This is a genomic window from Devosia lucknowensis, assembly GCF_900177655.1.
GTDB classification, from domain to species: domain Bacteria; phylum Pseudomonadota; class Alphaproteobacteria; order Rhizobiales; family Devosiaceae; genus Devosia; species Devosia lucknowensis.
Genome location: NZ_FXWK01000001.1, coordinates 143,094 through 155,984, shown reverse-complemented (window position 1 = coordinate 155,984; position 12,891 = coordinate 143,094). Strand labels below are relative to the sequence as shown.

Annotated in this window: 12 protein-coding genes; 7 read left to right on the top strand and 5 right to left on the bottom strand. The window is 64.8% G+C overall.

All coding sequences use genetic code 11. The annotated features are described in order from the left end of the window. The first annotated feature begins 14 nt into the window (after positions 1 to 14). Positions 15 to 353, top strand: a complete 339-nt coding sequence (locus CCK88_RS00780) for a cupin domain-containing protein (RefSeq protein WP_086468658.1) — start codon at positions 15 to 17, stop codon at positions 351 to 353. 67 nt (positions 354 to 420) lie between these two features. Here the strand turns inward: CCK88_RS00780 and CCK88_RS00775 are convergent, their stop codons facing one another. Beyond that, entirely contained in the window at positions 421 to 1,350 is a 930-nt protein-coding gene (locus CCK88_RS00775; protein ID WP_086468657.1) for a 2-hydroxyacid dehydrogenase, read from the bottom strand. A 241-nt stretch (positions 1,351 to 1,591) separates the two neighbouring features. On the opposite strand from CCK88_RS00775, the gene CCK88_RS00770 reads away from it, so the two are divergent. Genes CCK88_RS00770 through CCK88_RS00760 form a run of 3 tightly spaced genes read left to right on the top strand, consistent with a single transcriptional unit; the run spans position 1,592 to position 4,770 of the window. Further along, a complete protein-coding gene (locus CCK88_RS00770; RefSeq protein WP_086468656.1) occupies positions 1,592 to 3,016 on the top strand; it encodes a circularly permuted type 2 ATP-grasp protein in 1,425 nt (474 codons plus the stop codon). Between the two features lie 2 nt (positions 3,017 to 3,018). Further along, entirely contained in the window at positions 3,019 to 3,963 is a 945-nt protein-coding gene (locus tag CCK88_RS00765) for an alpha-E domain-containing protein (RefSeq protein WP_086468655.1), read from the top strand. A 3-nt stretch (positions 3,964 to 3,966) separates the two neighbouring features. After that, a complete protein-coding gene (locus tag CCK88_RS00760) occupies positions 3,967 to 4,770 on the top strand; it encodes a transglutaminase family protein (protein WP_086468654.1) in 804 nt (267 codons plus the stop codon). A gap of 144 nt (positions 4,771 to 4,914) precedes the next feature. On the opposite strand, the gene CCK88_RS00755 is transcribed toward CCK88_RS00760, so the two are convergent. Then, positions 4,915 to 5,850, bottom strand: a complete 936-nt coding sequence (locus CCK88_RS00755; RefSeq protein ID WP_086468653.1) for an AEC family transporter — start codon at positions 5,848 to 5,850, stop codon at positions 4,915 to 4,917. Positions 5,851 to 6,004: 154 nt separating this feature from the next. Here CCK88_RS00755 and glpD point away from each other — a divergent pair, with 154 nt between their 5' ends. Beyond that, positions 6,005 to 7,486, top strand: coding sequence for a glycerol-3-phosphate dehydrogenase (gene glpD / locus CCK88_RS00750; RefSeq protein WP_170926304.1), 1,482 nt, complete (start codon positions 6,005 to 6,007; stop codon positions 7,484 to 7,486). Between the two features lie 78 nt (positions 7,487 to 7,564). After that, entirely contained in the window at positions 7,565 to 9,055 is a 1,491-nt protein-coding gene (gene glpK, locus CCK88_RS00745; RefSeq protein ID WP_086468651.1) for a glycerol kinase GlpK, read from the top strand. Here glpK and CCK88_RS00740 read toward each other — a convergent pair. Together CCK88_RS00740 and pdxH are read right to left on the bottom strand one after the other, a co-directional pair. Then, a complete protein-coding gene (locus tag CCK88_RS00740) occupies positions 9,052 to 9,876 on the bottom strand; it encodes a DUF1499 domain-containing protein (RefSeq protein WP_086468650.1) in 825 nt (274 codons plus the stop codon). The genes glpK and CCK88_RS00740 overlap by 4 nt on opposite strands. A 183-nt stretch (positions 9,877 to 10,059) precedes the next feature. Next, entirely contained in the window at positions 10,060 to 10,686 is a 627-nt protein-coding gene (pdxH, locus tag CCK88_RS00735; protein WP_086468649.1) for a pyridoxamine 5'-phosphate oxidase, read from the bottom strand. Between the two features lie 112 nt (positions 10,687 to 10,798). Between pdxH and CCK88_RS00730 the strand changes: the two genes are divergently transcribed. After that, positions 10,799 to 11,749: a DnaJ C-terminal domain-containing protein gene (locus CCK88_RS00730; protein ID WP_086470739.1), complete on the top strand. Its 951-nt coding sequence runs from the start codon at positions 10,799 to 10,801 to the stop codon at positions 11,747 to 11,749. 194 nt (positions 11,750 to 11,943) lie between these two features. Here CCK88_RS00730 and CCK88_RS00725 read toward each other — a convergent pair whose 3' ends face one another. Further along, the gene (locus tag CCK88_RS00725; RefSeq protein ID WP_086468648.1) at positions 11,944 to 12,882 is read right to left on the bottom strand and encodes an L-threonylcarbamoyladenylate synthase; all 939 of its coding nucleotides are present in this window, start codon (positions 12,880 to 12,882) and stop codon (positions 11,944 to 11,946) included. Positions 12,883 to 12,891 lie beyond the last annotated feature (9 nt).

The window sequence follows — 12,891 nt, the reverse complement described above, 5'->3', positions numbered from 1 at the left end:
AGGAGAGACAAACCATGACCCATATCCTGCGCGCGGCGGACAGGAACCTGACCACAAGCCGGACAATCAAGTTCGAGGGCGGTGCCTATGGCACGCCGATCTCGTTTTTCGCGGTGGACAACGAAACAGGCCAGGGACCGGGGCTGCACACCCATCCCTATGCCGAAACCTGGGTGGTGCGGCGCGGGCGGGCCGAGGTGGTGATCGGCGACGAGCGGTTCGAGGTCGGGCCCGGGGACATCGCGGTGGCGCCGGCCAACACGCCGCACAAGTTCACCAATCTCGGGCCGGACAGGCTCGATATTGTGTGCATTCACGCGGCCGGGGCGATCGAGCAGGCGGATCTGGAATAGCGGCAGGCAGGCTCCCTCACCCGCCGCTTGGCGTCGCCTCCCCCCGGAGGGAAGACGTGAAGAAAGGTCAGACCACCGCTGAAATCAGCGGCTCGCCGGCGAAGTGCTTTTCGAGGTTGGCGACGAGCAGTGCGCCCATGGCGTCCCGGGTCTGGTGGGTGGCGCTGCCCTGATGGGGGGAGAGCACGACATTGTCGAGGGTGAGGAGCTCGGCGGGAACCTGTGGTTCATTCTCGAAGACATCGAGCGCCGCGCCGCCGAGGCCGCCATTGACGAGCAGCTCGACCATGGCCTTCTCGTCGATCAGCGTGCCGCGGGCGACGTTGACGATCCGGCCATCGGGACCGAGGGCCTCGAGCACGGCGCGGCTGACGATGCCGTTGGTGTCCTTGCCACCGGGCGCGATGACGACAAGCCAGTCGCTGTCGCGGGCCATGTCCTCGAGATTGTCGTAGTAGATGTAGGGCACCGTAGCCTGATGGCGGCGGCCATAGTAGACGACGCGCATCTTCATGGCCTGCAGCCGCGTGGCGATTTCCTTGCCGATGCGACCGAGCCCGAGAATGCCGACGGTCTTGCCCGTCAGTTCGGAGAAGAGACCGAAACTGGCGTTGGGCCATTTGCCCTGGCGGACGAACTGGTCGGATTGCGGAATGCGGCGGGCCAGCGAAATCATGAGGCCGACGGTCAGCTCGGCGACGGCGTCGTTGAGCACATCCGGCGTGTTGGTCACGCGGACGTTGCGCGCCCTGGCGGCCTTGATGTCGATATTGTCGTAGCCGACGCCGAAGCTGGCGATGATCTCGAGATTGGGCAGCTTGTCCATGAGATCGGCCTGCACGCCCGAACCGGCATGGGCGCGGATGCGGGCGCCGTTGTCCCTCAGCCAGGCATCCTTGTCGGCCTGTTCGTGCAGCTTGTGCACCGTGTAGCGGGCGGCGAGGGCTTTTTCGCAGGAGGCGAGGAGCGGTCCGGTCTGGAGAATTTCGATGGTCATGGGAAACTGCGCCCCTGAATGGGCATCGCATGGATTGCCTGGTCAGGCCGGGCAATAACGATGGATGGACGGGATCGGGTCGGTCGATTGCGCGCGAAGTTGAACATTTTCAGCGCGGGGTATGCAAGCCTGACCTGCACGAAAAAGCGGCATGTGGGCGTGGTGAGTGTCTGGACGGCAGAGAACAAACGTGTAGCAATGTCAGTGCGATGGGAATGCCGTATCATCCGAGCGGAGAAGCATGGGCGACAAGACGCCGTTTGACGAAATGTACAATCCTGATGGCTCCGTGCGCGAACCCTACCGCGCGCTGGCCGGATGGCTGGGCGAGCAACCGGACAAGGCCCTAGCGCTCATGCAGACGGATGCCGAGGCGATCTTCCGCAAGCTGGGCATTACCTTTGCCGTCTATGGATCGGAAGAAGGAACGGAGAAGGTCATTCCCTTCGACGTCATTCCCAGGATCATTGCCGCCAATGAATGGCGCCGGCTCTCCAAGGGGATCGAACAGCGCGTGAAGGCGCTCAATGCGTTTCTTTATGACATCTACCACCGCCAGGAGATCCTGAAGGCCGGCCGGGTGCCGGAAAAGCTGATCCTCAACAACGCAGCCTTCTGCCCGCAGATGATGGGTCTCAATCCGGCCAAGGGTGTCTATGCCCACATCATCGGCGTCGACATCGTTCGCACCGGGCCCGACGACTTCTACGTGCTGGAAGATAACCTGCGCACCCCATCGGGCGTCAGCTACATGCTGGAAGACCGCGAGGCGATGATGCTGCTGGCGCCGGACCTGTTCCATCGGTCCAAGGTAGCGCCTGTCGAAACCTATCCCGAGAATCTGAGGCGGACGCTAGAAAGCGTGGCCCCGGATGGGTTCAAGGGCCAAAGTCCCAACATCGCCGTGCTGACACCGGGCATCTACAACTCGGCCTATTTCGAGCACTCCTTCCTTGCCGACCAGATGGGCGCGCAACTATGCGAGGGCCCCGACCTCTTCGTCGATGGCGGCAAGGTCTACATGCGGACCACGACCGGACCGGAACAGGTGGACGTGATCTACCGGCGGATCGACGACGACTATCTCGACCCGCTGACGTTCCGCCCGGATTCCATGCTGGGCGTGCCGGGCCTGTTCGACGCCTACAGGGCCGGCAACGTGACGCTGGTCAATGCACCCGGCACCGGCATTGCCGACGACAAGGCCGTCTATACCTACGTCCCCGACATCATCGAGTTCTATCTGGGCGAAAAGGCGCTGTTGCAAAACGTGCCGACCTACAATTGCACCGACGAGGACCAGCGGGCCTGGGTACTCGAGAACATTGCCGATCTCGTGGTCAAGGAAGTGCATGGCTCTGGCGGCTATGGAATGATGGTGGGACCGACCGCCACAAAGGCGCAGCACGCCGAGTTCCGAAAGAAAATCGAGGCGCGGCCGGACAACTACATCGTGCAGCCGACGCTCGACCTCTCCACCTGCCCGACGCATATCAATGGCGACGTCGCACCGCGCCATGTGGACCTGAGGCCCTATGTGCTGGTGGGCGACGAGGTGCGCATTACGCCCGGCGGCCTCACGCGCGTGGCGCTCAAGAAGGGATCGCTGGTGGTGAACTCGTCGCAGGGCGGCGGGACGAAAGATACGTGGGTGCTGGAAGATTGAGAATGCTCGGACGCACCGCCGCCAATCTCTTCTGGTTGTCTCGTTATGTGGAGCGGGCCGAGAACATGGCGCGCCTGCTCGAGGTGGGGTACCGCATGTCGCTGACCAGCCACCGCGAGGGCGGGGCCAGCGAGCATCTTGTATCGATGATGCAGGCGGCCGAGGTCGATGAGGGATTTTCGGCCAAGCACGAGGTGGCCGACGTCGACACGGTGGCGCATTTCATGATGTTCGACCCCGACAATCCCAGCTCGGTCTATTCGTGCCTGCAGGCCGCGCGCACCAATGCGCGCTCGGTGCGGACGGCGATCACGACCGACATGTGGGAAAGCATGAACGGGGCCTGGCTCGAATTCTCGCAGATCAAGCCGCGCGACGTCCGGGGCGCCAAACTCCTGGGGCTCCTGCAATGGGTCAAGCAACGCAGCCACGAGTTCCGCGGCGCGCTGCTGGGCACGATCCTGCGCGACGACGGCTTCAACTTCCTGCAGGCGGGAAACTTCGTCGAACGGGCGGACAATACGGCGCGCATCCTCGACATGAAGTATTACGTGCTGCTGCCGCGCGCCACGCAGGTGGGCGGGGACCTCGATATCCAGCAATGGACGCTGATCCTGCGCGCCGCGTCCGCACACCGCGCATATCGCCACGTCTACCACGACCGCTACAAGGCCCAGAACATCACGGATTTCCTGATCCTCCGGCAGGAAATGCCCCGCAGCCTGGCCTATTGCGCGAGCTTCGTGCAGCAGAATCTCGATAGCCTGGGCAAGCTCTATGGCCGCAAGGAAGAGTGCCACGAGGCGGCCGAACAATTGCTGGCCATGGTGGAAGACACCAGCATGGAGGCGATCTTCGCCGATGGCCTGCATGAGTTTCTCAACGAATTCATCGCCCGCAACAACCGGGTCACGGACGCCTTGTCAGCCTCCTACAATTTCTATTGAGCCATGCGCATCGAGATCGACCATACGCTGACGCTTTCCCTGCAGCCGGGCTGGAACCAGCTGATGCTGCACCTGCTGTTGACCCCGGCGGCGGGACCGACGCAGAGCGTCGAGACCTGGCGGGTCGAGGCGGCCGGGATCGACAATGCCGGGCAGTTCGTCGACGCCTTCGGCAACAGGGTGCACCTCGTCAACCAGAGCCGCCCGGAGGGCGAGATCACCATCGCCGCGCGAGGGATCGTGGTGACGGCCGACACGAATGGCGTCGTGGGCAAGCCTACAGGGGAACCGGTTCCGGCGCTCTACAAGCGCGTGACGGCCCTGACCAAGGCACCGGTGACAGTGTGGGGCAAGTATCGCAGCGGGACCGAGACCCGCCTCGATATCCTGCACGGCCTGATGGGGCGCGTCGGTGAAACGCTCGGACTGCCCGAGGCGGCGCCGGTGCAGATGCAGGCGACCGGCGAGCAAAAGCAAAGCCAGGGCCCGACATCGGATGAGGCGGCGCTTCCCGATGCAGCGGCCTATGCGCATCTGTTTATCGGCGCGGCGCGTGCCCTCGATATTCCGGCACGGTTCGTCGTGGGATATCTCGCCGCGGCCGAGGCCGGCGCGGGTGGGCTGCATGCGTGGGCGGAGGCCTATGACGAGCGACTGGGCTGGATCGGCTTCGACCCCCGTCAGCAACTATGCCCGACCGAGCGCTATGTGCGGCTGGCGGTAGGGCTGGATGCGGAAACCGCAGTGCCGCTGCGAACCGTACCGGTGGGTGAGCTGGCCCAGAGCGTGGTAGCGAAGGGAATTTAGTCCCCCGCACACAAGGCCGCCCGCGGGCTTGTCCAAGAACGCACGCGCAGGAACCAAATCCCGTGGAGCTATTGGCAGGCCCTCGGGTCAAGTCTGAGGGCGGGACGGTGTTCCGGATGAGGGCGGAACGGTGTTCCGGATGGCTCACAAACTCAGCACGAACAGCCACCCTGAAATGGTGAGGGCCGAGAGGACCGTGCCGATGAGGATGGTGTTGGCCGCAACGCTGACGCCGCGATCGTAGAAGGTGGCGAAGACATAGATGTTGATTCCCGCCGGCATGGCGGACAACAGGATGCCATAGCGCGCGATATCCATGGGAACGCGGAACACCCAGATCATCAGCACATAGGCGATGGCCGGGTGGATAACGAGCTTGATCAGCGACGCGACAAGCGCCTGTTTCCAATTGTCGGAAAGCTTGAATTCGTTGAGCGCGCCGCCGATGCCGAACAGGGCGGCGGGCACAACGGCCTGGCCGAGCATGGAGAAGAAGGCGGCGACGGGTTCAGCCAGGGCGAGACCCGAAAGCGAGAGCAGGATGCCGCCCAGAATGCCCCAGATCAGCGGATTGGCAGTGACCCGGCGCATGGCAAGAACCAGGGTGCGCCCCAGTGGCTGGCCATCGCGGCGGGTGATCTCCATGGTGACCATGCCCAGGGTGAGCAGGATGGCGCCGTGAAGACCGATGATGGAGAGGGTGACCGGCAGCGCCTGATCGCCATAGGCGCGGCTGAGCAGCGGCAGGCCGACGAGAACGGTGTTGGAAAAGGTGCCGGCAAAGCCGACCGAGACACCCTCGCCCGGCCGATTGCCGAAGACGCGGCGCGCAACGACGATGCCGATGGCAAAGCAGGCGATGGCGCCGATGTAGAAGGGGCCGATGATGCCGATGTTGAAGGCGGAACGGAAATCGCTGGTGCCGATCGAGTAAAACAGCAGGCAGGGGGTGGCGAAATTATTGACGAAGGCGATCAGCGACTTCACCCCATCGGCCGGGTAAAGCCGAAAGCGCACGGCCGCATAACCCAGCGCGATGAGCGCGAAAATCGGCGCAATGACAGCGAGAATGGAGAGCATCGGCCGATCCGGGCCCGGAGTGAATACCCTGCCCTAGACCCGATGCCAGCGAGGGTCAACCTCGCCCCCGCAGGGTCGTTAAAACGAAAGATTTCTGCTCTACAAACGAAAGATATTGCTCTATAAACGAACCATGAAAACACAGGACGCCGGAATGCTGGATATTTTCGTGGTTGGCGGCGGCATCAATGGCGCCAGCGTGGCGCGCGATGCCGTGGGGCGCGGGTTCACCGTGGCCATGGCGGAGATGAACGACCTCGCCTCGGGCACGAGCTCGGCGGCGACCAAGCTGATCCACGGCGGCCTGCGCTATCTCGAACATTATGAATTCCGGCTGGTGCATGAAGCCCTTGCCGAGCGCGAGGTGCTATGGGCCGCAGCGCCGCATATCATCTGGCCGCTGCGCTTCGTGCTGCCGCATCACAAGGGCCTGCGACCCGCCGTGGTGCTGCGCGCGGGCCTTGCCATGTACGACTACATGGGTGGCAGGCGCCTCCTGCCGCCGACCAAGACGCTGGACCTCAAGCGCGACGAGGCCGGCAAGCCGCTCAAGCCCGGTTATGGCCTTGCCTTCGAATATTCCGACTGCTGGGTGAACGATGCGCGGTTCGTGGTGCTCAATGCCCGCGATGCGGCCGATCGCGGCGCCACGGTTCACGTGCGGACCAAGGTGACCTCGGCGCGGCGGGAAGACGGCGGCTGGACCATAGAGCTCGACGGCGAAGGCGGCCGCGAGACGGTGCGCGCCCGCATGCTGATCAACGCCGCCGGCCCGTGGGTGGACGAGGTGATCAACGGGGTCATGGGCAAGAATGGCGCGCACAATGTGCGGCTGGTCCAGGGCAGCCACATCGTGGTCAGGAAGCTCTACGATCACGACCGGTGCTACTTCTTCCAGAACGGCGACGGGCGCATTTTCTTCGCCATTCCCTACGAAGACGATTTCACCCTGATCGGCACCACCGATCGGGACTATCACGGCGATCCGCGCGACGTGCAGATCACCGAAGAGGAGACCGACTACCTGCTGAGCGCCGCCAACGAGTATTTCGCGCAGACGGTCGGCCGCGAGGATATCGTCTGGACCTATTCGGGCGTGCGGCCGCTGTTCGACGACGGGGCCAGCGCGGCGCAGGAAGCCACACGCGACTATGTGCTGAAGATGGATGGCGACCTGGCGAGTGGCGCGGTGATCAACGTGTTCGGCGGCAAGCTGACGACGTCGCGGCGGCTGGCGGAATCGGTGCTCGAAAAGATCGAGGAAGTGCTGGGCAAGAAGGGCGAGGCCTGGACCAAGACCAGCACCCTGCCCGGCGGCGATTTCGGGGTGAAGAGCTTCGACGCCGAAGTGCGCCGCCTCGGCCTCGACTATCCCGAACTGCCGGGCACGCTGCTGAAGCGGCTGATGCGGCTTTATGGCACCAGGGCGCGGACGCTGTTGGGCGATGCCCGGACCGTTGGCGATCTCGGACAGAATTTCGGGGCGGATTTGTATGCGCTCGAAGTCGTGTATCTTGCCGAGACCGAGTGGGCGCGCACGGCCGAGGACGTGTTGTGGCGGCGGACGAAACTGGGGCTCAGGATCGGCGCCGAGGATGTCGCGCGTCTCGAAGCGTTTCTGAGGGCGCGGAAATAGGATGGACCACCCGGACAAGCCGGGTGGCGACGAAGAACAGAATAATCGAGCGGGAAGCAAATTCCCCCGGGAGCGAACATGCAAAAATTCATTCTGGCGATCGACCAGGGGACCACGTCGAGCCGGGCGATCGTCTTCGACGGCGCGCGCAAGATCGCCGGGGTGGGCCAGAAGGAGTTCATCCAGCACTTTCCGCAGGATGGTTGGGTGGAGCATGACCCCGAGGAAATCTGGGACAGCGTCGTCTGGTCGGTGAAAACCGCGCTGGAACAGGCCAAGCTTTCGGCATCCGACATCGCGGCGATCGGCATCACCAACCAGCGCGAAACGGTGGTGATCTGGGATCGCGAGACCGGCAAGCCGATCCACAACGCCATCGTGTGGCAGGACCGGCGGACCTCGGCCTATTGCGCCGAACTCAAGCAGGCCGGGCACGAAGGCACCGTGACCGAGCGCACCGGACTGCTGCTCGATCCCTATTTTTCCGGCACCAAGGTCAAATGGCTGCTCGACAGCGTCGACGGCGCGCGGGCCAGGGCGGACAAGGGCGAACTGGCCTTCGGGACGGTGGACAGTTTCCTGATCTGGCGGCTGACCGGGGGCAAGGTGCATGCGACAGACGCGACCAATGCGGCGCGGACGTTGCTGTTCAATATTGCGACCAATCAGTGGGACGACGCGCTGTGCACGCTGCTCGACGTGCCCAAGGCCATCCTGCCCGAGGTCAAGGACTGTGCCGACGATTTTGGCGCAGCGGACGCGGAGCTGTTCGGCGCCGCCATCCCCATTCTCGGGGTCGCGGGGGACCAGCATGCGGCGACGATCGGCCAGGCCTGTTTCGAGCCGGGCATGCTGAAATCGACCTATGGCACGGGCTGCTTCGCGCTGCTCAATACCGGCGCCGACATGGTGCCGTCAAAGAACCGGCTGCTCACGACGATCGCCTACCGGCTCGAGGGCAAGACCACCTATGCGCTGGAAGGCTCGATCTTCATCGCGGGCGCGGCTGTGCAGTGGATCCGCGACGGGTTGAAGCTGGTCAAGCAGGCCAGCGAGACCGGGCCGCTGGCGCGGACGGCGGACCCCAGCCAGAACGTCTATATGGTGCCGGCCTTCGTGGGGCTCGGTGCGCCCTGGTGGGATGCCGAGGCGCGCGGCGCGATCTTCGGCATCACCCGCAATACCGGGCCGGCGGAAATCGCCAAGGCGGCGCTGGAGGCGGTGAGCTACCAGACGCGCGACCTGCTCGATGCCATGCGCAAGGACTGGCAGGGTGGCGCCGAGGATACGGTGCTGCGGGTGGATGGCGGCATGGTGGCATCGGACTGGACCATGCAGTTTCTGGCCGACATCCTGGATGCACCCGTGGATCGACCCACTATCCTCGAAACCACGGCGCTGGGCGCCGCGTGGCTGGCGGGCATGAAGGCCGGGGTCTGGCCCGACATGGCCGAATTCGCGGCAGCCTGGGAATGCGACCAGCGTTTCGAGCCGACGATGGATGCCGATACAAGGGCGCGCAAGATCGCCGGGTGGGACGACGCAGTGCGGCGCACGCTGACCAGCTAGTTGCCGGTCTGAACCTCGGGTGCCGGATCTTCGGCCTCGACCGCGACGGGCTGGTTGATGTTGGGATTGTCGCGCAGGAATGCGGTGACGTCGTTGTCCAGCGCCACAAGGAAGTCGCTGATCCGCTCGCCGTTCGAGCCCAGATCGTGCAATGCGCCGATCGAGGCGGAACGCATATCGACGGCCGAGCCGCCCGAGGTCGGCGACACGCGCAGCACGGCCTCCTCACGCCAACCCGGAAGCGTGGTGATGCGGGCATTGATGCGGCCCGGCTCGCCATCGGCACCGGGTTCGCGGCTCTGGCGGATATCCCAGCCCTGCGCCTCGGCGAGGCGCTGCACCAATGCGAAGAGCTGGAAGGCATCGAGCGGATAGGTGCGCCTGGTGGCATTGGGGAAGTAGAGCTGCTGTTCCTCGGCGGTGAGCACGCGCGGCGGCGGCATGGCAGCGGTATCGGGCTCGAACAGCAATGGCAATTCGCCCCGCGGGGCCGTGGCGATATCGGTGACGACGGGATAGCGCAGCGCCAGCGAGCCGTACCACGCATAGGGCACGAGGCAAACAAGACCGAGGAACAGTCCGAGCAGCGCCCGGCCCCAGCCCTGATCACCCGTGTACCAGAGGCGGACAAGCGCGATCAGCGCCGCAATGACCGCAAGCGCGGCGACGAGGCCGGCAAAGAGGGCCACAACCAGAAACAGGCCGGAATCGAGAAACCCCTGCCGATGCATCAGAACCGGCACCAGGGTGAGCGGAATGGCCAGCCCGCCGAGACGGCGCGCCCAAACTGCCCATTTCGAGGTTCTGATCAGTATGCGCAAGAAAACTCAATCCCCGGATCAAAATGGAGAATAGCGGCAAGGTGTTGCGCGAGTTTGAATAAAATCAGGGACTCGACGCCCAACCAGAACATGGCTTCAGCTGCCCAATCTCACGGTGCCGCCCTGGGGCGCGAGCCGAGGGCGGAACGCTGGTGGGAGAGATGGGAGCCGCGGCCGGATACGCTAAGGATAAAGTCGCGTGGCGCTCCATGGTCCCTCTCCCTCGCGGGTGAAGCGGACGCGATCGTGGAGGCGGAATTCGCCATCCTTCCAGAATTCGACGGCGGAGGGCACGATGCGGAAGCCGGACCAGTGGGGGGGACGCGGCATGTCGCCATCGCCGATCATGGCCGTGAGCGCTTCGACCTCGTCCATCATCTGCTGGCGGCTGTCGAGCGGTCGGGACTGTTTCGAGGTGGCCGAAGCGATCCGGCTGCCCTTGGCGCGGGACGCGAAATAGGCATCGGCTTCAGCAGGTGTCACCTGCTCCACCGGACCGCGCATGCGCACCTGGCGCCGCAGGCTCTTCCAGTGCATCACCATGGCGGCCTGCGGATTGGCGAGCAGCTGACGGCCCTTGGCGCTTTCGAAATTGGTGAAAAAGCAGAAGCCGCGCGCGTCGCGGCGATTGAGCAGAACCATGCGCACATCGGGAAGGCCAGACTCATCGGCGGTGGCGAGGGCCATGGCGTGAGGGTCGTTCGGCTCGCTGTCCTGAGCCAGCGCGAACCATTCCTCAAAGATCGCAAAGGGATCGAGGTCGGCGCGGTCGCCATCGTCGAAAAGGCGTTCGGTGAGGGTCTGCAGCATTGCGATAATTCCTGCGCACTTGCCCCGCCGCAACTGGACAAGGGCGGGGTGCGTGGCCATATAGGACTTCAAATGCGGGGCGAACAATGCCCTCAATCAAAGATTGGACCACATGCGCGATCCTTACACCGTACTTGGGGTGCCGCGGTCCGCAAGCGAGAAGGACATCAAGTCCGCCTATCGCAAGCTGGCCAAGAAATACCACCCCGACCAGAACCCGGACGACCCGACGGCGCACGGCAAGTTTGCCGAGGCCACGCACGCCTATGACCTGCTGAACGACAAGGACAAGCGGGGACAGTTCGACCGCGGCGAAATCGACGCCGAGGGCAATCCACGCTTTGCCGGTTTCGGCAATGGCGGTTTCGGGGGGGCGCGTGGCGCTCGTCCGGGCGCAGGTGCCGGCGGGTTTTCGGCCGAGGACATTCTCAAGGAATTCATGAGCGGTTTCGGCGGACAACCGCGCGGCGGCGCCGGTGGGCGCGGACCCGCAGGCGGCGCGCAGTGGGACCCATTCGCCTCGGCCGCTGCCGGTGGCGCCGGCGGAGCGCAGATGAAGGGCGACGACGTGATCGTCAATGTCGCCATTTCGCTCGAGGATGCGCACAAGGCCGGCTCGGTGCCGGTGCGCATGCCCTCGGGCAAGGTGCTGTCGGTCAAGCTACCGGAAAAGGTCGAGGAAGGTCAGCAGATCCGGCTCAAGGGACAGGGATCTGCCAATCCCTTCGGCGAGCCCGGCGACGCGCTGGTGACCGTCAAGTTCGAGAAGTCGAAGACCTTCCGTAAGGATGGGCACGATGTGCGCACTGACGTCGCCGTGACGCTTTATGAGGCCGTGCTCGGCGCCAAGGTGCGCGTGCCGACGCTGGACGGGTCGGTGGAACTGACCCTGCCGCCTGGCGTCGACACCGCGAAGGCCCTGCGCCTCAAGGGCAAGGGCCTTTATGGCGACGGCGACCTTTATGTGAACATTCGCGTGGTGCTGCCGCCCGGTGGCGATGCCGACCTCGAAGCGCTGGCCCGCTTCATGCGCGACCAGAAGCCGTACAAGGTGCGCGACTAAGGCGTTTGGTTTGACCTGATGGGCGTCGCGTCCTCCTTCGTCACCACCGGGCCTGGCCCGGTGGTCCAGCAAGGTGGATTGCCCGGACAAGCCGGGCAATGACGGCGCGTGCGAGTTCGAGCCAATCCTCCGCCCGGACGGGTTGCAAATGGCCCCGGATCAATTCGGAGCGCGGCACAGGGCGTGAGGTGGGATCAGTCTCGCGGCGCGGCGGCGCGGCGGAGGCGATCGTTGATGGCCTCGCCGAGGCCGGTTTCGGGAATGGGCGCGACCGCAATGGTCGTTGCTCCCGTAGCATCCAGTTCATGCAGCATCGAGAAGAGATTGCGGGCGGCTTCGTGCAGGTCGCCCGTTTCCGAGAGGTTGCGCATGGTGCCGGCGAAGTCCGGCGCGGCACCGAAACCGAGGAAAGCCTCGCCGGGCTCGGGCGCGGTATCGAGCCGCATACGGGCACTGGGGGCATAGTGGCTCAGCAGCATGCCCGGCGCGGAAATTGCAGCGCCCTCGGCCGCGCGCGCGACCTCTTGGCCCATGGCCGCCTCAACCTCGCCCAGCGCCAGGGCGCCGGAGCGCAGCTGAACCAGGCGATCACCATCGACCGCGATGATCGTGCTCTCGACGCCGCGCGTGCAGGGGCCGCCATCGAGCACCGGCACGCGGCCGCCGAAGCCCTTGCGAACCTGCTCGGCCGTGGTGGGAGACAATTTGCCGGACGGATTGGCGGACGGCGCCGCCAGGGGCCTGTCGGCAGCGCGCAGAAGCGCCAGCGCGACCGGGTGATCGGGCACGCGAATGGCCACGGTATCGAGCCCGGCGGTGGCGACATCGGCAAGGCCATGACCGGGCCGAAGGGGCAGGACAATACTGAGAGGACCAGGCCAGAACGCATCGGCCAGGCGCCGCGCCAGTGGAGAAAAGACCGCGAAACGCTCGGCCATGGACTGATCGGTGCAGTGCACGATGAGCGGATTGAAGCGCGGCCGCCCCTTGGTTTCGTAGATGGCGAGAACCGCATCGGCATTGGTGGCGTCGGCACCCAGGCCGTAGACCGTCTCGGTGGGAAAGGCCACGAGGCGACCATCGCGCAGGATTGCGGCGGCGTCGTTAATGGCTTTTTGGTCCGGAGAGGTCATGGTCCCGCG